This window comes from Nocardioides sp. (genome assembly GCF_036493135.1).
Classification (GTDB): Bacteria; Actinomycetota; Actinomycetes; order Propionibacteriales; family Nocardioidaceae; genus Nocardioides.
The window spans coordinates 13,640-34,249 of sequence record NZ_DASXQG010000035.1 but is presented as its reverse complement, the minus strand read 5'-3'; the positions used below and the strand labels follow the sequence as shown (position 1 = coordinate 34,249).

General features: G+C 71.4%; 19 protein-coding genes and 1 riboswitch. Of the genes, 11 read left to right on the top strand and 8 right to left on the bottom strand.

Annotated features, from left to right (window positions below; genetic code table 11):
• Positions 1-121: 121 nt before the first annotated feature.
• The 3 genes from VGJ24_RS05620 to VGJ24_RS05610 are packed head-to-tail and all read right to left on the bottom strand — an operon-like array spanning position 122 to position 2,098.
• Positions 122-664, bottom strand: a complete 543-nt coding sequence (locus VGJ24_RS05620) for a YbaK/EbsC family protein (RefSeq protein WP_331499522.1) — start codon at positions 662-664, stop codon at positions 122-124.
• 22 nt (positions 665-686) lie between these two features.
• Positions 687-932 carry a hypothetical protein gene (locus tag VGJ24_RS05615; RefSeq protein ID WP_331499521.1) on the bottom strand — a complete coding sequence of 82 codons (246 nt, stop codon included), beginning with the start codon at positions 930-932 and terminating at the stop codon, positions 687-689.
• Entirely contained in the window at positions 929-2,098 is a 1,170-nt protein-coding gene (locus VGJ24_RS05610) for a PspC domain-containing protein (protein WP_331499520.1), read from the bottom strand. Before VGJ24_RS05610 ends, VGJ24_RS05615 begins: the two co-directional genes overlap by 4 nt.
• Before the next feature lie 145 nt (positions 2,099-2,243).
• Here VGJ24_RS05610 and VGJ24_RS05605 point away from each other — a divergent pair, with 145 nt between their 5' ends.
• The 3 genes from VGJ24_RS05605 to pcrA are packed head-to-tail and all read left to right on the top strand — an operon-like array spanning position 2,244 to position 6,659.
• Positions 2,244-3,515: a PspC domain-containing protein gene (locus tag VGJ24_RS05605; protein WP_331499519.1), complete on the top strand. Its 1,272-nt coding sequence runs from the start codon at positions 2,244-2,246 to the stop codon at positions 3,513-3,515.
• Positions 3,512-4,174 carry a response regulator transcription factor gene (locus VGJ24_RS05600; RefSeq protein ID WP_331499518.1) on the top strand — a complete coding sequence of 221 codons (663 nt, stop codon included), beginning with the start codon at positions 3,512-3,514 and terminating at the stop codon, positions 4,172-4,174. The genes VGJ24_RS05605 and VGJ24_RS05600 overlap by 4 nt, the downstream gene beginning before the upstream one ends.
• Before the next feature lie 37 nt (positions 4,175-4,211).
• A complete protein-coding gene (gene pcrA / locus VGJ24_RS05595; protein ID WP_331499517.1) occupies positions 4,212-6,659 on the top strand; it encodes a DNA helicase PcrA in 2,448 nt (815 codons plus the stop codon).
• Between the two features lie 4 nt (positions 6,660-6,663).
• On the opposite strand, the gene VGJ24_RS05590 is transcribed toward pcrA, so the two are convergent.
• On the bottom strand, positions 6,664-7,980 hold the full coding sequence (locus tag VGJ24_RS05590) for a M23 family metallopeptidase (protein WP_331499516.1): 1,317 nt from the start codon (positions 7,978-7,980) through the stop codon (positions 6,664-6,666).
• 181 nt (positions 7,981-8,161) lie between these two features.
• On the opposite strand from VGJ24_RS05590, the gene VGJ24_RS05585 reads away from it, so the two are divergent.
• Positions 8,162-8,572, top strand: coding sequence for a cobalamin B12-binding domain-containing protein (locus VGJ24_RS05585; protein WP_331499515.1), 411 nt, complete (start codon positions 8,162-8,164; stop codon positions 8,570-8,572).
• 12 nt (positions 8,573-8,584) lie between these two features.
• Here VGJ24_RS05585 and VGJ24_RS05580 read toward each other — a convergent pair whose 3' ends face one another.
• The gene (locus tag VGJ24_RS05580; protein ID WP_331499514.1) at positions 8,585-9,145 is read right to left on the bottom strand and encodes a dihydrofolate reductase family protein; all 561 of its coding nucleotides are present in this window, start codon (positions 9,143-9,145) and stop codon (positions 8,585-8,587) included.
• A 75-nt stretch (positions 9,146-9,220) separates the two neighbouring features.
• Between VGJ24_RS05580 and sucC the strand changes: the two genes are divergently transcribed.
• Both sucC and sucD read left to right on the top strand, forming a co-directional pair.
• Positions 9,221-10,381: an ADP-forming succinate--CoA ligase subunit beta gene (gene sucC / locus VGJ24_RS05575; RefSeq protein WP_331499513.1), complete on the top strand. Its 1,161-nt coding sequence runs from the start codon at positions 9,221-9,223 to the stop codon at positions 10,379-10,381.
• 37 nt (positions 10,382-10,418) lie between these two features.
• Positions 10,419-11,303 carry a succinate--CoA ligase subunit alpha gene (gene sucD / locus VGJ24_RS05570; RefSeq protein ID WP_331499512.1) on the top strand — a complete coding sequence of 295 codons (885 nt, stop codon included), beginning with the start codon at positions 10,419-10,421 and terminating at the stop codon, positions 11,301-11,303.
• 4 nt (positions 11,304-11,307) lie between these two features.
• Here the strand turns inward: sucD and VGJ24_RS05565 are convergent, their stop codons facing one another.
• Complete coding sequence (locus tag VGJ24_RS05565) at positions 11,308-13,128, bottom strand: hypothetical protein (protein ID WP_331499511.1); 1,821 nt, start codon at positions 13,126-13,128, stop codon at positions 11,308-11,310.
• 112 nt (positions 13,129-13,240) lie between these two features.
• Between VGJ24_RS05565 and VGJ24_RS05560 the strand changes: the two genes are divergently transcribed.
• Positions 13,241-14,515 (top strand): DUF6350 family protein, encoded by a 1,275-nt coding sequence (locus tag VGJ24_RS05560; protein ID WP_331499510.1) that lies wholly within the window; start codon positions 13,241-13,243, stop codon positions 14,513-14,515.
• On the opposite strand, the gene VGJ24_RS05555 is transcribed toward VGJ24_RS05560, so the two are convergent.
• Entirely contained in the window at positions 14,485-15,795 is a 1,311-nt protein-coding gene (locus tag VGJ24_RS05555; RefSeq protein ID WP_331499509.1) for a hypothetical protein, read from the bottom strand. The genes VGJ24_RS05560 and VGJ24_RS05555 overlap by 31 nt on opposite strands.
• A 178-nt stretch (positions 15,796-15,973) precedes the next feature.
• On the opposite strand from VGJ24_RS05555, the gene purN reads away from it, so the two are divergent.
• The 4 genes from purN (at position 15,974) to VGJ24_RS05535 (ending at position 19,540) form a co-directional block, all read left to right on the top strand.
• The gene (purN, locus tag VGJ24_RS05550) at positions 15,974-16,591 is read left to right on the top strand and encodes a phosphoribosylglycinamide formyltransferase (RefSeq protein WP_331499508.1); all 618 of its coding nucleotides are present in this window, start codon (positions 15,974-15,976) and stop codon (positions 16,589-16,591) included.
• Between the two features lie 13 nt (positions 16,592-16,604).
• A riboswitch (ZMP/ZTP riboswitch) is annotated at positions 16,605-16,682 on the top strand.
• Between the two features lie 19 nt (positions 16,683-16,701).
• On the top strand, positions 16,702-18,273 hold the full coding sequence (gene purH, locus VGJ24_RS05545; RefSeq protein WP_331499507.1) for a bifunctional phosphoribosylaminoimidazolecarboxamide formyltransferase/IMP cyclohydrolase: 1,572 nt from the start codon (positions 16,702-16,704) through the stop codon (positions 18,271-18,273).
• A 42-nt stretch (positions 18,274-18,315) separates the two neighbouring features.
• Complete coding sequence (locus tag VGJ24_RS05540) at positions 18,316-19,161, top strand: bifunctional methylenetetrahydrofolate dehydrogenase/methenyltetrahydrofolate cyclohydrolase (protein ID WP_331499506.1); 846 nt, start codon at positions 18,316-18,318, stop codon at positions 19,159-19,161.
• A gap of 4 nt (positions 19,162-19,165) precedes the next feature.
• Positions 19,166-19,540 (top strand): DUF3017 domain-containing protein, encoded by a 375-nt coding sequence (locus tag VGJ24_RS05535; RefSeq protein WP_331499505.1) that lies wholly within the window; start codon positions 19,166-19,168, stop codon positions 19,538-19,540.
• A gap of 32 nt (positions 19,541-19,572) precedes the next feature.
• On the opposite strand, the gene VGJ24_RS05530 is transcribed toward VGJ24_RS05535, so the two are convergent.
• A complete protein-coding gene (locus VGJ24_RS05530; RefSeq protein WP_331499504.1) occupies positions 19,573-20,562 on the bottom strand; it encodes a malate dehydrogenase in 990 nt (329 codons plus the stop codon).
• Positions 20,563-20,610: the final 48 nt, after the last annotated feature.

Below are 20,610 nucleotides of genomic sequence, written 5' to 3'. Positions count from 1 at the left end.
CGCAGAGTGCCCGGAGGTAGGCCTCGAAGACCTTCTTCGAACCGAACCGCTCTGTCGACCTCCCGGGACGTCATACGAATCGGGCGTTAGAACGACCAGAACGTATGACGTCCCACGTCGCTCAGCGACCCAGGCCGGCCAGTACCTCGGCACCCGGCAGCTCGCCGAGCAGGCGGCCGGGCACCAGCAGCTTGGAACGGCGTACGCCGGAGCCGATCACGGCGGCGGGGATGTCGAGGCAGGTGTCGTCCACGAGGATCCGCCAGGCCGCGGGCAGGCCGAGCGGGGTGATGCCGCCGTACTCCATCCCCGACTCCTCGACGGCCCGGTCCATCGAGAGGAAGGAGCACTTGCGGACGTCGAGGGTGCGCTTGACCAGGTTGTTGACGTCGGCGCGGGTGTCGGCACGGACCAGGCAGGCGGCCAGCCGCTCCTCGCCCTCGCGCTTGCCCATCACCACCACGCAGTTCGCGCCGTCGGCCATCGGGACGTCGTAGTGCTCGCTCATCGCGGCCGTGTCGGCGTACGCCGGGTCGATCTCGACGACCGCGACCTCGGCCGCGCCGGCCCAGTCGCTCAGCGCGTCGTGGACCGGCGGGGCCACCAGCTCGGGATGGGACAGGGCGGGCAGGGACACCAGTGACCCGATGCGCGGCAGCGGCATGGAGCCACTCTCGCAGAGGAGATCAGTCGCGATACCCACGCATCCGCGGCGCGGCCGCGACCAGGCCGGCCACGCCGGCGGCCACCCAGGGGATCGGGAGCAGCCAGCGCAGGTCGTGTGACCCGACGACGTCGGACATGTACAGCGCCCAGATGATGGTCAGCCCGGCGAAGGCGACGCCCATCACGAGGTGTCCCACGTTGATCGGGTGGAGACCGTCGCGCCAGCTGTCTGCGTGCTCCGTGGTGGTCTGGTCGAGGTCGCTCATCGTGACTCCTCCGTGTGCAGGTCGATCCCGCCGATGTCGAGCTGGGCGTCGATGGTCAGGGTCGGGGCGTCCGCCCCGACGACGTGGTGGGTGTCCATCTCGTGGCCGAAGCCGCCCTCGTCCTGGCCGAAGGCGTTCATGCCGCCGGGGCCGTCGATGTCGAGGTGGGCGTCGACGTTGAGTCCCTCGGGCACGCGGATGTCGAGATGGCCGATGTCTCCGGACACGTGGATCTCGCGCCCGTCCAACGCCTGAGGCGAGATGCCGGCGAGGTCGACGACCAGCTCACCGCTGTCCATCCGGTAGCTGCTCTGCACCTCCGCGGGCGTCGTCGGGCGCGCGACGGTGCGGTCGACGTCCCATCGGTCGGCGATCGTCAGGCCCGCGGTGACGGCGTAGGCGACGAGACCGACCAGGATGATCCCGCCGGCCCGGCCGAAGAAGGCCCCGATCAGGAGGGACACCGCGCTCAGCCCGAGCACCGTGGCGGGGTACGCCGAGGGTGCGACGTCGGCGCCGGCGAGGTCGGCGATCCCGAGGACACCGAGGGCGACGGCCATCACCGCCAGCGCGAACCAGAACAGGATCGGGCCCTTCTTGCGCGGGTTGACCGGGCGCGGCTGCTCGGGCACGACGTACGACGGGGGCGGGGGCGTCGCGGTCGGCGGCGTCGTGGTCGGAGGCACCGCGCCCTGGTACGTCGCGGGCGGACCGTCGCCGCGGTGGGGGAGCTGGGTGGAGACCACGACCGCGGCTGCGACCACGACCAGGCAGACGAAGAGCCATCCGCCGCCGCCCCACCAGCCGTGCTGGACCAGCAGGAGCAGCGCCAGCGCGCCGACGACGACCAGGGCGACCGTGCGGCTGCGGCGGTCGAGCTTGATCTTCGCCCAGTCGCTGCCGTCCTCGGGCAGGAGCAGCCACAGCGCGACGTACAGCAGCAGGCCGACGCCGCCGAAGAAGGTGAGGACCACGAACGCCACCCGCAGGATCACCGGGTCGATGTCGAGGTGACGAGCGAGCCCGCCGGCGACTCCGGCCACCTTGCGGTCGGACCGGCTGCGCCGGATCCGGGCAAGGTCGCGGATGTCGTCCCATCCCACGCGGGGGCCGGTGTCCGGTGTGGGGCCCTGGGGCGGGGAGGTGTCGGGTGGTGTCGTGGTCATGTCATCCAAGGTGCGCCATCCGCGCGGCGTACACCATCGGGGGAACCCCTGATCGCGCCCGCGCCGTCGGGGTCGCGGCTCAGGGTACGACCGGGGCTCGTCCTCGTGGTTCGGGCCCGGCCGACCTGAGACGATGGACGGTGTCATGACCACCATGTCCGCACCCACCGAACGTCCGGTGCGCCGCGCCACCCGTGACACGCGCCACCCGATCATCGGCGGGGTTGCGGCCGGCCTGGCGCGCCACCTCGGCGTGCCCGTGCTGTGGATGCGGGCGGGGTTCCTGATCGCGGCGGTTCTCGGCGGCAGCGGCATCCTGTTCTACGCCGGACTCTGGCTCGTGCTGCCCGCCGAGTCGCTCTACGACCATGAGGCACCCGGGCTCGAGAGCGCCGCCCGACAGGGCCGCCGTCCGGGACGCATCCGCCGGCTCGCGGACTCCGGTCCGGCCATCGCCCTGGTGGCGCTCGGCCTCGGCATGGTGCTGACCGCCGAGGCGATCTTCGGCAACGGGATCGTGATCTGGGCCCTGGTGCTGGCCGTGCTCGGCTTCGGTCTGCTGTGGCGTCAGGCCGACGAGGCGCAGCGGTCGCGTTGGCTCGACCAGTCCGAGAAGCTCAACCCGGTGCGCGCGGTGTTCGGCGCCGGTGGCTGGGCGGCGTACCTCCGGGTGGGCGCCGGCTTCCTGCTGATCGTGTCCGCGATGGCGCTGTTCGCCGTTCGGCAGGGTCACCTCCGCCAGGTGACCGACGTCTTGTTCGCCGCGGCCCTGGGCGGCATCGGCCTGGCGATCATCCTGGGGCCCTGGGTGTGGCGCCTCACCAACGACCTGTCCGCCGAACGCGCCGAGCGCGTGCGCACCCAGGAGCGCGCCGACCTCGCCGCACACCTGCACGACTCGGTGCTCCAGACCCTCGCCCTGATCCAGAAGAACGCCGCCGACGCCCCGACCGTCGCCCGGCTCGCCCGGTCGCAGGAGCGCGACCTGCGCGCCTGGCTGTTCGACGCGACGCCGGACGGCGGCACCATGGCCGGGGCGCTGCGCGAGGTGGTCCGCGAGATCGAGGACACCTACGGCGTCGACGTGGAGCTGGTGACCGTCGGCGACGTCGACCTCGACGAGGCCCTGACGCCGATCGTGGCCGCTGCGCGGGAGGCCGCCACGAACGCCGCCAAGCATGCCGGGTCGCCGGTCGTCGACATCTACGCGGAGGTCTCGCCGGACCGCGTCGAGGTGTTCGTGCGCGACCGAGGCACGGGATTCGACCGCCAGACCGTCCCCGCCGACCGCCAGGGAGTGCGGAACAGCATCCTGGACCGGATGACCCGCCACGGCGGCACCGCCGAGATCCGATCCACACCCGAGACCGGCACCGAGGTGCGGCTGAAGCTGCCGCGACAGGAGAGCAACCAGTGAGCACTGCGCCCCGAGGTGGGATCCGAGTCCTGATCGTCGACGACCACGCGATGTTCCGGGCCGGCGTGCGCGCCGAGCTCGGCTCGACGGTCGACGTCGTCGCCGAGGCGGCCGACGTCGACGAGGCGGTCGCCGCGATCGCCGAGCACAAGCCGGACGTCGTCCTGCTCGACGTACACCTGCCCGGCGGTGGCGGCGCCGAGGTGATGCGAAGGATGCCGCCGGCGATGGCGGCCGACGGTCCACGCTTCCTCGCGCTGTCGGTGTCGGACGCCGCCGAGGACGTGATCGGCACCATCCGAGCCGGTGCCCGCGGCTACGTCACCAAGACCATCACCGGCCCCGAGCTGGTGGACGCCATCAAGCGGGGGTCCGAGAACGACGCGGTCGTCTCTCCGCGGCTGGCCGGATTCGTGCTCGACGCCTTCGCCGGCACCATCGAGATCTCCGCCGTCGACGAGGACCTCGACCGACTCACCGAGCGTGAGCGGGAGGTGATGCGCCTGATCGCCCGCGGCTACGCCTACAAGGAGGTCGCCCGCGAGCTGTTCATCTCGATCAAGACCGTCGAGACCCACATGTCCAGCGTGCTGCGCAAGCTCCAGCTCTCCTCACGCCACGAGCTGACCCGCTGGGCGTCCGACCGGCGCCTGCTCTGAGGGTCTTGGGGGTGCCGGGCCGTAGGCTGGACCGGAGATGAGCGACACCCTTCCGATCATCGGCCAGACGCTCGGCCCGACCGATGTCGAGACCGAGAAGGCACGGCCCCGCGGTCCCTCGGCCGACGAGCTCCTCGCCGGGTTGAACGAGCCGCAGCGGGCGGCCGTCGTGCACGAGGGTCCACCGCTCCTCGTCGTCGCCGGCGCGGGCTCGGGCAAGACCCGGGTGCTCACCCGCCGGATCGCCTGGATCGTCTCCCAGCGCAAGGCTCATCCCGGCTCGATCCTGGCGATCACCTTCACCAACAAGGCCGCGGGCGAGATGAAGGAGCGGGTCGAGGAGCTGGTGGGGCCCCGCGCGCGCCTGATGTGGGTCTCGACGTTCCACTCCGCCTGCGTGCGCATCCTGCGCAAGGAGATCGACAAGCTCGGCTTCAAGTCCAGCTTCACCATCTACGACGCCGCCGACTCCAAACGGCTGATGACGATGGTGATCAACGACCTCGACCTCGACCCGCGGCGCTACCAGCCCGGCGCCGTGCTCCACTGGGTCTCCACCCACAAGAACGAGCTCCGCGGGCCGGAGGAGGTCGCGGCCGACACCCGCAACAAGTTCGAGGAGGCGTACGCCGCGGCGTACACCCGCTACCAGCAGCGGCTGCGCGAGGCCAACGCCCTGGACTTCGACGACCTGCTGATGACCACGGTCGACCTGCTCGCGACGTTCCCCGAGGTGCGCGAGACCTACCGGCGCCGGTTCAGACACGTCCTGGTCGACGAGTACCAAGACACCAATCACGTGCAGTACGCGCTGATCCACCAGCTCTGTGCCGACTCCCTCGAGGACCCCATCTCGTCGGTCGAGCCTGTCGAGACCACCACGGAGCGCGTCCCGCCCGCGGAGCTGATGGTCGTCGGCGACGCCGACCAGTCGATCTATGCGTTCCGGGGCGCCAACATCCGCAACATCCTCGACTTCGAGCAGGACTTCCCGGACGCCACGTCGATCCTGCTCGAGCAGAACTACCGCTCGACGCAGACGATCCTCAACGCCGCCAATGCCGTGATCGAGCACAACCGCGGCCGCAAGCCCAAGAACCTCTGGTCCGACGCGGGCATGGGCGCCAAGATCGTCGGCTACGTCGCCGACGACGAGCGCGACGAGGCGCGCTTCGTCTCCGGCGAGATCGACACGTTGACCGACGCCGGGTCGCGGCCGGGCGAGGTCGCGGTGTTCTACCGCACCAACGCCCAGTCGCGTGTCTTCGAGGAAGTGTTCATCCGCCTCGGCATGCCCTACCGCGTGGTCGGCGGCGTGCGGTTCTACGAGCGCCGTGAGGTGCGCGACGCCCTCGCCTACCTCCGGATGCTGGTGAACCCGGACGACGAGGTCTCGCTGCGCCGCATCGTGAACACCCCCAAGCGTGGCATCGGCGACCGCGCCCTGGAGTGCGTGACGTCGTTCGCCCAGCGCGAGCGCATCACGTTCTGGGAGGGGCTACGCCGCGCCGACGAGGCCCCGGGGCTGGTCAGCCGCTCGTTGCTGGCGATCCAGGGCTTCGTGGCGCTGGTCGAGGAGCTCCAGTCGATGGTCGACGCGGGGGAGCGGGCCGACGTGATCTTGGAGTCGGTGCTCGCCCGGTCGGGATACCTCGACGAGCTCGAGGCATCCGACGACCCGCAGGACGGCACCCGCCTGGAGAACCTCGCCGAGCTCGTCGCCGTCGCGCGCGAGTTCGCCGACGACCCGCAGGCGGGGCCGTCCGCCGACCCGACGGACGTCGACGCCGGGGTCGTGACGCCCGGCCTGTCCGACTTCCTCGAGCGCGTCGCCCTGGTTGCCGACACCGACCAGATTCCCGACGCCCCCGGCCCCGACAGCCCCGACGACGGCGGCATGGTCACCCTGATGACCCTCCACACCGCCAAGGGCCTGGAGTTCCCGACCGTGTTCCTCACCGGCCTGGAGGACGGCGTCTTCCCCCACTCCCGCAGCCTCGACGACGGCGGCGAGCTCGAGGAGGAACGACGGCTGGCCTACGTCGGGCTCACCCGCGCCCGCGAGCGGCTCTACCTCTCACGTGCCCTGGTCCGATCCGCCTGGGGAGCGCCGGCCCACAACCCCGGTTCGCGTTTCCTCGGCGAGGTGCCCGACGAGCTGGTCGACTGGCGGCGTACCGAGGCCGACCAGGTGCACTGGCAGCGGCCGGACCTGTCGCAGACCACCGGTGTGGGCCAGCCGACCGCGGCCGGGCGACGCAACTTCAGCGCGGCCGCGGCCCGAGCCGACGTGGCCGCGAAGTCCAAGCGGGCCCGTGAGGTGCCGTCGCTGTCGCCGGGTGACCGGGTCGCCCACGACACCTTCGGGTTGGGGACCGTGGTGACCGTCGAGGGCGTCGCGGAGAAGGCCGTCGCCTCGATCGACTTCGGCTCCGAGGGCGTGAAGCGGTTGCTCCTCCGCTACGCGCCGGTCGAGAAGCTCTGATAGGTCAGGGATTCAGGCCGTGCACCTGGAGCGCGGTGTAGGGGTCGACCGGGTCGCCACCGCCGGGGTGCACCTCGAGGTGGAGGTGGGGGCCGGTGACGTTGCCGGTGGAGCCGACGTACCCGATCACCTGGCCGGGCTTGACCGTCGCGCCGACGGAGGTGCCGAACTCGTTCTGGTGGCAGTACCACAGCTCGGTGCCGTCGGGGAGCAGCTCGATGGTGCGGTTGCCGTAGGCGCCGGAGTAGCCGACCTCGGTGATGGTGCCGCCGGCGACCGCCATGATCGGGGTGCCGGTGGGGGCCGCGAAGTCGAGGCCGGTGTGGAAGTGGGACCACAGCGAGCTGTAGTCGCCGAAGCGCGCGGTCAGGTGGTAGACGCCGGGCGTGACCGGCAGCACCCACTGGTGGAGCTTGACCTGGGCGGAGCGCTTCTCGGCCTTCGCGGCGAACTCCGAGAGCGCCTGATCGCGCTGCTTGGCCTGGGCGTCGGCCGCCGCCTGGAGGCTGCCGGCACCCGACGCCACCTGGCGGTCGGAGTCACGGCTCACGACCGTGCCCCGGCCTCCGAGCACGTTGGCCGAGCTGACCGCGCTGCTGCCCGACAGGGCTCCGGCGGGGGAGAGGTGTCCGTCGGCGTCGGTGCCCGAGAGGCCGGGATGCATCGCCTGGAGCGCACCGCCCGCAGAGATCGCGAGGACCGCGACACCGGCCAGGAGCGGCAGGCTCGGGACTCGGGCGCGCCGGGTGGCCACGCGGCGGCCGGAGGGCCGGTTGCGCTTGACGGTGCGCACGGCGTCCGGGCGCTTCTCTGGCGTCACCATGAGCTCGGGCTCGGTGACGAGCACGGGAGCCACGACCGTCTCGACCACCGGCACGACCACCGGCTCGGGCTCCGGCTCGAGGACCGTCTCGACCAGGGGCTCGGGGACCGTCTCGACCACGGGCTCGGGCAACGCCTCGACCACGGGCTCCACGGGCTCGGGCTGTGTGATCAGCCGGACCGTGGTGGCGACCCGGCGACCGACGTACGGCGTGAGGGTGGGCGCAGCGGTCGGCCGGAAGAGGTGGCCGGCGACGTCGTCGGAGTCGCCCGGGCAGTCCACGTCGATCGCGATCCGACGGCCGACCGGTCGGACGGTCTCGGTCTCGGACTCGCTCGGGGCGGGTGGAGGGACGACGGGGTCGCGCCCGGAGACGCGGCGGCCGACGTACGGCTCAGAGGTGCGCTGCTCCGCACTGTGGCGGGCGACTCGCTTCCCGGGGGTGGGTGCACCGACTGCGGTGGCCGTACCGGACGGACCGGCGCGGTGGTCACCCATGGACATGCTCCAGGAAGGGTCGGGGGAAAGGTGGTAGCGGCCATGACAGTAACGGAAAGGTCACGGGGGTTGTAATCCCCCCTCGACGGGTTGTGCACAAACGTTTGTACCGGATGCGTTCACCGTGGAGGGCACGACCGCAGCCGGAGGGGATCGCGGACGCGGTCGGTAGTCTGCGCGCATGGCGTCACCTTCCTCCCGGCTCCGCATCGTGGTGGCCAAGCCCGGGCTCGACGGTCACGACCGTGGCGCCAAGATCGTGGCGCGAGCCCTGCGGGACGCGGGGCACGAGGTGATCTACACCGGCCTCCACCAGACGCCGGAGCAGATCGTCGAGACCGCGATCCAGGAGGACGCCGACCTGATCGGGCTGTCGGTGCTCTCGGGTGCCCACATGACGCTGTTCCGCCGGCTGATCGAGCTGCTCGGCGAGCGCGACGCCTCCGACATCCGCGTCTTCGGGGGCGGGATCATCCCGGACGAGGACATCCCGGTGCTCGAGGAGCTGGGCGTGGCGAAGGTGTTCACGCCCGGCGCGACGACCGGCGAGATCACCGGCTGGGTGGCCGGCGCGTTCGCCGAACCGGCCTGACGGCGCGTCTCGCTACGCGCCCCGATCGACGTCGAGCACGATCCGCACCCGCTGCCCGCTCTGCCGAGCCTCACGGAAGCGCATCCGCTGCGAGGTGATCCGACGCGGCAGCAGGGGACGTCCGGCGCCCAGGGTCACCGGGGTCATCCCGAGGCTGACCTCGTCCAGCAGCCCCGCGTCGTCGAACTGGCCGACCAGGTCACCGCCCCCGACGATCCAGACGTCCTTCCCGTGCGCGGCCGCGACCAGCTCGTCGTACACCGGCGCGACATCGCCACGGACCAGATGCACGTCGACGCCCGGGATGCCCGGCAGGTCGCGATGGCTGAACACCCAGACCGGGCGGTCGTCGTAGAACTCCTGCCACTGCTCGGGGTGCTCGGTGAAGTGCCGGTCGAGCGTCCACTGGTACGTCGTCGCGCCCATGACCAGCGGCCCGATCCGGCCGATGAAGTCGTCCCAACTGCCGTCGTGCTCGGTGTGCGGCACCTCGTAGAGCCAGTCCAGCGAGTCGTGCTCGTCGGCGATGAAGCCGTCCAGGGTGCAGGCGGTGAAGTACACGACCCGGGTCATGGTCTCGACGCTAGCGGGATTAGGGTGCGAGAGGCTTTCTCGCGGCGGAACCGGTCTCACAGGAGTTGGTGGAACGTGGATCTGATGGAGTACCAGGCGAAGGAGCTCTTCGCCGAGCACGGCGTACCGGTCACGCTCGGCATCGTCGCCACCACGCCCGAGGAGGCCCGTGCGGCCGCCGAGAAGCTCGGCGTCGTCGTGGTCAAGGCGCAGGTGAAGGCGGGCGGTCGCGGCAAGGCGGGCGGTGTCAAGCTGGCCAAGACCCCCGACGAGGCCTTCGAGCATGCGACCGCGATCCTCGGCATGACGATCAAGGACCTCCCGGTTCATCGGGTGCTGATCGCGCCGGCCGCGAGCATCGAGGAGGAGTACTACTTCTCGTTCCTGCTCGACCGCGCCAACCGCCGTTACCTGTGCATCGCCAGCGTCGAGGGCGGCGTCGAGATCGAGGAGGTCGCGAAGACCAACCCGCACGCCGTCAAGCAGATCCCGGTCGACCCGGGAACCGGCGTCGACGAGGAGAAGGCGCGCGCGATCGTCGCCGAGGCCGGATTCCCGGCACCGTTGACCGACCAGGCCGTGGCCCTGGTGCAGGCCCTGTGGCGGGTCTTCGTCGAGGAGGACGCCACCTTGGTCGAGGTGAACCCCCTGGCCCGGCTGGAGGGCGACGTCCTCGAGGCGTTGGACGGCAAGGTCTCCCTCGACGACAACGCCGACTTCCGGCACGAGGACCACGCGGTCTTCGAGATGAAGGACGAGACCGACCCGCTCGAGGCCAAGGCCAAGGAGAAGGGCCTCAACTACGTCAAGCTCGACGGCGAGGTCGGCATCATCGGCAACGGCGCGGGCCTGGTGATGTCGACCCTCGACGTCGTCGCGTACGCCGGCGAGCGGCACGGCGGCGTGAAGCCGGCCAACTTCCTCGACATCGGCGGCGGCGCCAACGCCCAGGTGATGGCCGACGGTCTCGACGTGATCCTCGGCGACGACCAGGTGAGGGCCGTGTTCGTCAACGTCTTCGGCGGCATCACGGCCTGCGACGAGGTCGCCAACGGGATCAAGGGGGCCCTGGAGATCCTCGGGGACCACGCGACCAAGCCGCTGGTGGTACGGCTCGACGGCAACAACGTCGACAAGGGCCGGGCGATCCTCGAGGAGTTGGGCCACCCGCTGGTCACCCAGGTCGACACGATGGACGGTGCGGCCGACAAGGCCGCCGAGCTGGCCGGCGCCTGAGCGCTCGACGTACAGACGACTAGGACGGACTGACGAGATGTCGATCTACCTGAACAAGGACTCCAAGATCATCGTCCAGGGCATGACGGGCGGGATGGGCTCCAAGCACACCGCGCTGATGCTGGACGCCGGCTCGAACATCGTCGGCGGCGTCAACGCGCGCAAGGCCGGGTCGACGGTCGAGCTGGGGGGCCAGGAGCTGCCGGTCTTCGGGACCGTCAAGGAGGCGATGGCCGAGACCGGCGCCGACGTCTCGGTCGTCTTCGTGCCACCGGCCTTCACCAAGGAAGCGTGCATCGAGGCCATCGACGCCGGCATCGGGCTGCTGGTGGTGATCACCGAGGGCGTGCCCGTCCAGGACACCGCCGAGGTGTGGTCCTACCTCCAGGGCAAGACCACGCGGATGATCGGCCCGAACTGTCCCGGCGTCATCACGCCGGGGGAGTCGCTGGCCGGGATCACGCCGCACACGATCGCCGGCGCGGGCCCGATCGGGCTGGTCTCCAAGTCCGGCACCCTGACGTACCAGATGATGTACGAGCTGAAGGACTTCGGCTTCTCGACCGCCATCGGGATCGGCGGCGACCCGATCGTGGGGACCACCCACATCGATGCGCTGGCCGCCTTCGAGGCCGATCCCGAGACGCAGGCGATCGTGATGATCGGCGAGATCGGCGGCGACGCCGAGGAGCGCGCCGCGGCGTACATCGAGGAGCACGTCACCAAGCCGGTCGTCGGGTACGTCGCCGGCTTCACCGCCCCGGAGGGCAAGACGATGGGTCACGCGGGCGCGATCGTCTCCGGTTCGTCCGGCACGGCCGCCGCGAAGAAGGAGGCCCTGGAGGCCGTCGGCGTCAAGGTCGGGAAGACGCCGTCGGAGACGGCCGAGCTGATGCGGGAGATCCTGAGCTCGCGCGCCTGAGCTGTCACTCGGGCATCGCCGCGAGGCGCTCGCCGGCACGTCGTACCAGCGCGACGAACTGCGCCGTCGTCATCGTGTGCGACCCGTCGGGGACGAAACCGACTTGCGCGACCGCGCCCCCGGACCGGACGACGCCCATGTCGAACGTCATGGTCTGGTTCTTGGTGACCTGCGTCCGCACCCGCCACGCGGCCCAGGTCGGCCCGCTGCCGAGGCGCAGCACCTTCGTGCCCGGGTCGCGGTTGACGCACGACGCGAGCTTGGACCGGACGCCGTCGACGAAGCTCGTCGCGTCGGGCTCGGGCAGCCGCCCGACCGTCTCGGTGATGCCGAACGCTGCGGCCAGGTGACCGCCGGGCACCAGGAACGACCGCGTCGCGTCGTGGGTCCAGCCGCCGCCGTGGAAGCTGCTCTGGTCGCAGCCGGTGGCCGCGACGTTGTGGACCGCCTGTCGCGGAGTCGTGGCCACCCACGGCTGGCCGACGCCGGCGGCCGGGGGCAGGTCGAACTCACTGAGCATCATCGGCAGCTTCCCGGCCGCGGGCGCGGGTACGTCGACCGGCTTGGGGAGCGCCGAGCAGTGACCGCCCAGCGTCGACGAGCAGAGATCGTCGACCGCGGTGACCAGGAGCCGCAGGTTGCCGGCGAGATCCGGCCGGACCACGCCGGCGGTGCGGGTCAGGGTGAGGGTGTTGATCCGGCCGGTCCGCGCGACACCGAGCACGTACGTCGCGGTCGGGCTGCCCCAGTTGCGCAGGACGTACTGCTGCGCGTCGTCGCCGAGCCGCTGGATGTGCCGGACCGCCAACAGCTGGGTCTGCGGCATGGCGCACTCCGCGAACCAGCGGTTCGCCTTCGCGTAGCCGGCGCGCGCGGCGGGCACGTCGGTCGAGAGCTCCATGCCCTGCACGACCGCGAGCTGCGCCCTGCCCTTCTCGTGACGGGCGGTGAAGTTGCGGACCAGCGCGGTCGACGCCTTCGGGTCGGCGAAGGCCCGGCGCTGGCAGGGGAACGTCGTGCCCTGCTTGGGATCGGTGCCGGTGATCCGCCACGCCCGACCCGGCACGGCGCGGTTCAGCTGAGCCTTGGAGACGAGATTCGAGGGCGTGACGTCCTCGTCCGGCGGGATCGTCTCCTCGTCGGTCCCGGCCGCGGGCACCGACGTCAGCCGGTCACCCGCCGCCGACAGCGTCGGGTGGACCCCGTGGTCGTCGGCCACCAGGAACCCGGACCCGACGAGAGTGGCCACGACCACACCGGCGCCGGCGAGCACGTGGGTACGCCGGCGCGTGGTACCGGCGCGACGGATGATCGTGGCGCGGGGCCAGCGCTGGCCGGCGCAGTGCTCGGCCAGGCGCTCGAGCTGCAGCCGGACGGCCGTCGAGGGGACCTCGCGCTGCAGCGCGAACTGGGACGTCGCGGTCTGGAGCCGGCTCTCGGCCTCGTGCAGGGGCAGGCCGACCTCGTGGGCCATCTCCTGGCGTGACGCAGACGTGAGCTGGGTGAGCAGCAGGGCCTTGCGCGACACCACGGGCAGCCTGGACAGCGCGTCGAGGGTCGCCTTGACCTCGGGGTCGAGCCTGCGGTCGCGGTGCCAGATGCGGGCGGTGTGGCGGCGCTGGGCGTGGCTCCAGACGTGGGGGCGCACCCACGTCTCCGGGTCATCGAGCCGCTTGAGCTTCGACCAGTGGTGCCAGGCCGCGACGAACGTGTCGCGCACCGCTCCACGAGACGCGGGCAGGTCTCCGGTGAGCGCGAACGCCAGCACCAGCAGCCGATCTCGGCTGTCGGCGTAGTAGGCGTCGAACCGGTCGGCGTCGGACATGGCGCCGACCACGGTACGAGGCGCCCGTGCACGGAGCCAATCGGCCGAGGCGTCACCGTCCCGGCGTGGCAGCCCCGATCGTGCCGGTCACGCGGGCGATGATGAGCGAACCATGACCTCGCTGCTCCCGGCCCCGCGTCGTACTCGGGCACCGCGCGGTGACCGGAAGGACACCGCCCACCGGCGCCCCTTGGTGCTGCTCGGTGCGCTGGCGGGGGTCGGCGCAGCCTGCTCGACGCTCGTGGTGTGCCTGGCCGGTGGGGTGATCGGCTGGTTCCTCACCGACGCGGGTGCCCACGGCGCACCCCGCGACGGTCTGCGCGTGGGTGCGACGGGCTGGCTGATGGCGCACGGCTCGAGCGTTCGGGTCGAGGGGACCGTGATCACCGCGCTGCCCCTGGGCCTGACCCTGCTGGCCGCCGTCCTGATCTGGCGGCTCGGGCTCCGGCTGGGCGACTCGGTCTCCGGTCACGGCCCGGACGCCGACGCCATCGCCGATGGGATGCGCGACTGGACCGTTGCCTCGGCCACCGGCGTCTTCACCCTGGGGTACGCCGTCGTCGTGGTCGTCACCCATCACCTGGCCGCGACCGCGGCCACGTCTCCCTCGCTCGCCCGGACACTGGTCTGGACCGTCGTCCTGTGCGGCGTCATCGGTGGCAGCGCGATCGCCGTCGGGTCCGGCCGTGCCGCGATCTGGACGTCGTTCCTGCCCCTCTCGCTGCGCGCCGCCGCGGCCGCCGCCTGGCGCATCCTGATCGCGTACGTCGCGGTGTCGGCGGTCGTTCTCGGCATCGCCCTGGTCGTCGACTGGGACGGCGCGGTCAACGTCATGTCACAGCTGCACACGAGCCCCGGCGCGGCCACCCTCCTGATCGGGCTCTGCGTCCTGGTGTCGCCGAACGCCACCCTCTTCAGCGGCTCCTACCTGCTCGGCCCCGGGTTCGCGGTGGGCACCCACACCCTGGTCGCCCCGACCGGCGTGGTGCTCGGGGCCCTGCCGATGTTCCCGCTGCTGGCAGCACTCCCCGACGCCGGCCCGACCCCGGGCTGGACGGCCGGGCTGCTGGCGCTGCCGCCCCTCGTGGCGGCGGTCGCCGTCTACCGCACGCTGCGCAGCTACCCGACGTCCCGGTGGGACGAAGCGGCGCTCCGCGGGGTCGGTGCGGGCCTGGCCTGCGCGGTCGGGTTCGCGTTGCTGGCCGCAGTCTCCGGCGGCGCGGTGGGTCCCGGGCGGATGGCCGACGTGGGCCCGTTCGTGTTCCAGGTGCTCCTGCACGGGGTGGCCACCTTCGGCATCGGCGGTCTCGTCGGATCCCTGCTAGCCACCCTCCGCCACCGCCGATCGGCGCAGGGTCAGCGGGACGTCACCATCACCGGGCGGTAGCCGACCTTCAGCCGGGCGGGACTCCCCGACCGAGGGGCGGACCGACCGCGCTGGTCCTCTGTGGACGCCGTGCCAGGCACCCTCATGGTGACCTTGCGGGTCGGGTTCCACAGGATCGTCCGGGTGCCGCCGGCGTACTTGACCGTGCAGGTGTAGGTGCCACGAGCGTTGCGGGCGCACGGCTGCTTGCCGCCGGTGCCGACGAGCCGGCCGCGCATCCAGCGCCGGACGGTGTGCAGCGCCCGTCCGGCCGGAGTGACCACGCGGTGGTCGGCGGGGTCCGAGAGCAGGGTGTTCCCGAGCGTGCCACCGCCGGCTGAGTCGGGGAGCCGGCCCCAGTCGTAGCGGTACCAGTAGACGCGGGCGATCCCCGAGGCCGCCGCGAGCAGGTACGTGCGGATGACGTTCGCGGCCTGGCGCCGGGCCGAGATGGGGGTCGCGGCAAGGTGTCCCGGCGGGGCACCGGACGGCAGCCCGTAGTTGATCTCGGTGGCCCACAACGGCAGAGAGGCCGGGACGTGCGCGGCGGCGAGGCGGTGCCGCACGTTGCCGAGCATCGCGACGGCGTCCTCGGGTCCGCCGGTGCGCGCGCCGTACGTCGCCTTCGGGTAGAGGCTGAGCGCGGTCACGTCGAAGTAGCTCCAGACCGGCCGGCCGGCGACCCGCTGCGCGACGTACGCCGACAACCAGCGCCGCTGCCCGGGCAGCCGTACGGCGAACGAGGGCGCGACGACGGTGGCGGCCGGGTCGACCTGGTCGCGTACCTGGTCGACGATCCGCGTCAGCTGGGCCAGCTGGGCAGGCGTACCGGTCCAGAACGTCGACACGTTGCCCTCGTTCCAGACCTGGTAGTCGATGACGCCACGGCTGCCCTCGAAGCTGCGGTAGCGGGTCATGGTGGCGCGGACGAAGTCGCGGTAGCGGGCGAGATCGGTCGGCGGGAGGGACGGCGCGTCGGCGTAGAACGAGGGGGTCATCGCCAGGACCAGCGTGACCTGGGTGTGGTGTGCCTGAGCCGCCCGGACCAGGGTGTCGAGGCGACTCCAGTCGTAGACGCCGGGCGAGGTCTCGATGTCACGCCAGGTGACACCGGCGTCCCAGAGCCGGATCGAGCCGAAGTCGAGGCGACCGTAGGCCAGGGTCGAGGCGTCGTGGATCCCGAAGAAGCGGGACGTGACGTGGATCCGCGTCCGGTGAGAGGCGCGCGCATCGGCGGGAGCCTGAGCGGCCAGCGGGATCAGGCAGGCGAGCGCGAGCATCGTGCCGAGGATCCTGCGCACGTGGGGGACGACCTTTCTGTGGCCCCCACTTGTGGTGCGGTCTTCCCCCGAGACCGGCTTGATCTTCACTTAACGGAATACAGCCTATGCAGTGATGAATGGGTCCGCGACCGGTTCGCCCGAACTCGTGAACCCTGCTCGTGAACCGTGCTCGAACCCTGCTCGTAGACTCGCGGCCGTGGTCGGGAGCCAGCTGCGCGTCGTCGTCCTGGTGTCCGGCTCGGGCACGAACCTCCAGGCCCTGCTCGACGCGACCGCCGACCCGGCGTACCCCGCGACCGTGGTCGCCGTCGGCGCCGACCGCGAGGGCATCGAGGGACTGACCCGGGCCGAGCGCGCCGGCGTCCCGACGTTCGTGCTCCGGGTGAAGGACTTCCAGACGCGGTCGGCCTGGGACGCCGCGCTGACCGCGTCGGTGGCCGGGTTCGATCCGGATCTCGTCGTGTCGGCCGGCTTCATGAAGCTGGTCGGCGAGGACTTCCTGGCGGCGTACGCCGGACGGTTGCTGAACACCCACCCCGCACTCTCACCGTCGTTCCCCGGCATGCACGGGCCGGCCGACGCGCTGGCGTACGGCGTGAAGGTCACCGGCTGCACGCTGTTCGTGGTGGACGCCGGCGTCGACACCGGACCGATCGTCGCGCAGTCCGTCGTTCCGGTGCTCGATGACGACACCGCCGAGACGCTTCACGAGCGGATCAAGACCGAGGAGCGCCGGATGCTGGTCGAGGCGGTCGGCAGGATGGCCCGCGAGGGGTTCACCGTCGACGGCCGAGTCGTGCGTTTCGGCGGCTGATCCGGCCGGTAGGGTGTGGCCACACGACTGGCGCAGGTGGGCAACCACCAGGGAGTGACGTCACCGAGCATCGACCGCCTGGGTGCTCGGATCGAGCGCAGGAGTGTCCCGTGAACGACCAGATCCCGATCAGGCGCGCCCTGGTCTCCGTGTACGACAAGACCGGGCTCGACGACCTCGTCCGCGGCCTCGCCGGTGCCGGCGTCGAGCTGGTCTCGACCGGCGGCTCGGCCGGGCGCATCGAGTCGCTGGGCCTGCCGGTGACCAAGGTCGAGGACCTCACCGGCTTCCCCGAGTGCCTCGACGGCCGGGTGAAGACGTTGCACCCGAAGGTGCACGCCGGCATCCTCGCCGACCGGCGCCTCGACTCTCACGTCCAGCAGCTGGCGGATCTCGGCATCGAGCCGTTCGACCTCGTGGTCTCCAACCTCTACCCGTTCGTCGACACCGTCACCTCAGGCGCCACGCCGGATCAGTGCGTGGAGCAGATCGACATCGGCGGGCCGTCGATGGTGCGGGCTGCGGCCAAGAACCACCCGTCGGTCGCCGTCGTCACCTCACCCGACCGGTACCCCGACGTGCTCGCCGCCCTGACCGCCGGCGGGTTCACGCTCGAGCAGCGCCAGAGGCTCGCCGCCGAGGCCTTCGCGCACACCGCGGCGTACGACGTGCAGGTGGCGTCGTGGATGGGCAGCGTGCTGACCGACACCAGCGACGCTCCATCCGATTCGGAGGCGAGCTTCCCGGCGTTCACCGGCGCGACCTGGGAGAAGAAGGCGGTGCTGCGGTACGGCGAGAACCCCCACCAGCCGGCCGCGCTCTATGCCCACTGGCGCGGCGGTCTGGCCGATGCCGAGCAGCTCCACGGCAAGGAGATGTCCTACAACAACTACGTCGACACCGACGCCGCGCGGCGCGCGGCGAACGACTTCGCCGAGCCGGCGGTGGCGATCATCAAGCATGCCAACCCGTGCGGCATCGCGACCGGCGCCGACGTCGCCGAGGCCCATCGCAAGGCGCACGCGTGCGACCCCGTCTCGGCGTTCGGCGGCGTGATCGCGGTCAACCGGCCGGTGAGCCGGGAGATGGCCGAGCAGGTCGCGGAGGTGTTCACCGAGGTGATCGTGGCGCCCGACTTCGAGGACGGTGCCGTGGACGTGCTCGAGGGCAAGAAGAACATCCGCATCCTGCGATGTGCCGTCGACGCGCACCCCGACCCCGTCGAGTTCCGCGGCATCTCCGGTGGCGTCCTGATGCAGCGGGTCGACCACGTCGACGCTCCGGGTGACGACCCGTCGACGTGGACGCTCGTCGCCGGCGACGCCGTCTCCGACGACGTGCTCGCCGACCTGACGTTCGCCTGGCGCGCCTGCCGCGCCGTGAAGTCGAACGCGATCCTGCTCGCCCACGACGGTGCCTCGGTCGGCATCGGGATGGGCCAGGTGAACCGTGTCGACTCGTGCCGCCTCGCGGTCTCACGCGCGGGAGAGAGGGCGGCCGGCTCGGTGGCGGCGTCCGATGCGTTCTTCCCCTTCGAGGACGGCCCCCAGATCCTGATCGACGCCGGCATCCGGGCGATCGTCCAGCCGGGCGGCTCGGTCCGTGACGAGCTCACGATCAAGGCCTGCCAGGATGCGGGCGTGACGATGTACGCCACCGGAACCCGCCACTTCTTCCACTGACCGACCGACGTCACCGACGTAGACCCAAGGGAGCAGCACCGCATGACCGCACGCATCCTCGACGGCACCGCCACGCTGCGGACGATCAAGGCCGAGCTCGCCGAACGAGTGGAGAAGCTGAAGGCGCGCGGTGTCACGCCCGGGCTCGGCACGGTCCTGGTCGGCGACGACCCGGGCTCACACTGGTACGTCGGCGCCAAGCACAAGGACTGCGCCTCGATCGGCATCACCTCGATCCGGCGCGACCTCCCGGCGACCGCGACCCAGGCCGAGGTCGAGGCCGTCATCGACGAGCTCAACGCCGACCCCGCGTGCACCGGGTTCATCGTTCAGCAGCCGACCGGCCTCGACGAGTTCGCACTGTTGTCGCGGGTCGACCCGGCCAAGGACGTCGACGGGCTCCACCCGACGAACCTCGGCAAGCTGGTGCTCGGCGAAGAAGGTCCGTTGCCGTGCACCCCGGTGGGCGTCGTGGAGCTGCTCCGCCGCCACGACATCGTGATCGAGGGCGCCGAGGTGGTCGTGGTCGGTCGCGGCATCACCGTCGGCCGCCCGCTCGGGCTGATCCTCACCCGGCGTACCGAGAACGCCACGGTGACCCTGTGCCACACCCGCACCCGCGACCTGGCCGCGCACGTGCGTGGGGCCGACATCGTGGTCGCCGCGGCGGGCGTGCCCGACATCATCACCGCCGACATGGTCAAGCCCGGTGCCGCCGTGCTCGACGTCGGCGTCTCGCGCGTCGACGGGAAGATCGCCGGCGACGTGGCTGAGGAGGTGGCCGAGGTCGCCGGCTGGATCTCGCCCAATCCGGGCGGCGTCGGGCCGATGACCCGGGCGATGCTCCTGGCCAACGTCGTGGCGATCGCGGAGGAGGCGGCACACTAGAGCGATGGAGGGAGACGTGGAGCTGCGCGAGCCCGACCCGGGACCCGACATCGACCCGCCGGTCGACGACGTACCCGCGGAGTCGGCCGAGCCGCAGGGCCGGCGCTACCCGTCGACGATCGGCGGCGCGTTCTACCTGCTGGTGCTGATCGTCTCGGCGGTCGGCCTCGCGATCGTCACCCGGGGCGAGTGGCGACTCGGCGTGAAGTGGATCGCCGCCGCGCTGGTCTTCGGCGCGCTCGTGCGGCTGGTGATCCCGGCCCCGCAGGCGGGCATGCTCGCCGTACGCCGCCGCTGGGTCGACGTCGTCATCCTGACGGTGGCCGGTGTCGCCCTCTGGATCCTCTCCACGAGCATCCCCAACCAGCCGCCCCTCTGACGCCGAGTCGGCTGATCCCGACTCGGCGAGGGTCAGATCAGGCCGAGCCCGGTGACGGCGTCCTTCTCCTCGGCGAGCTCGGCGACGCTCGCGTCGATCCGGCCGCGGGAGAAGTCGTCGATCTGGAGACCCTGGACGATCGACCAGTCGCCGTTCGAGGTGGTCACCGGGAACGAGGAGATCAGTCCCTCCGGCACGCCGTAGGACCCGTCGGAGCGGACGGCCATCGAGACCCAGTCGCCCTCGGCCGAGCCGTGCAACCAGTCGCGGGCCGCGTCGATGGTCGCCGAGGCGGCCGACGCGGCGGACGACGAGCCGCGGGCGTCGATGATCGCGGCACCGCGCTTGGCGACGGTCGGGATGAAGGTGTTCGCCAGCCAGTCCTGGTCGTCGACGAGCTCGGCGGCGTTCTTCCCGCCGACCTCGGCGTGGAACAGGTCGGGGTACTGGGTCGCCGAGTGGTTCCCCCAGATCGTCATCTTCTTGATCTCGGTCACCGCGGCACCCGTCTTCTGCGCGAGCTGCGAGATCGCGCGGTTGTGATCGAGCCGGGTCAGCGCGGAGAAGCGCTCCTGCGGGATGTCGGGCGCGTTCGTCATCGCGATCAGGGCGTTGGTGTTGGCCGGGTTGCCGGTCACACCGATGCGTATGTCGTCCGCCGCCACGTTGTTGAGGGCCTTGCCCTGGGCGGTGAAGATCGCGCCGTTCGCCTCGAGCAGGTCGCTGCGCTCCATCCCCGGTCCCCGCGGGCGGGCGCCGACCAGCAGCGCGAGGTTCACACCGTCGAAGATCTTCTCCGGGTCGGCGCCGATCTGGACGCCGGCCAGCGACGGGAACGCACAGTCTTCGAGCTCCATGACCACACCCTCGAGCGCCTTCAGGGCCGGCTCGATCTCGAGCAGCCGCAGCTCGACCGGGCGGTCCGCCCCGAGCAAGGATCCGCTCGCAAGACGGAACAGCAGGCTGTAGCCGATCTGGCCGGCGGCGCCGGTGACGGCGACCTTGAGCGGGGCTGAGCTCACGAGACTTCTCCTCGACGAATCCTGGACGCAACGACGACGACGCTGGTG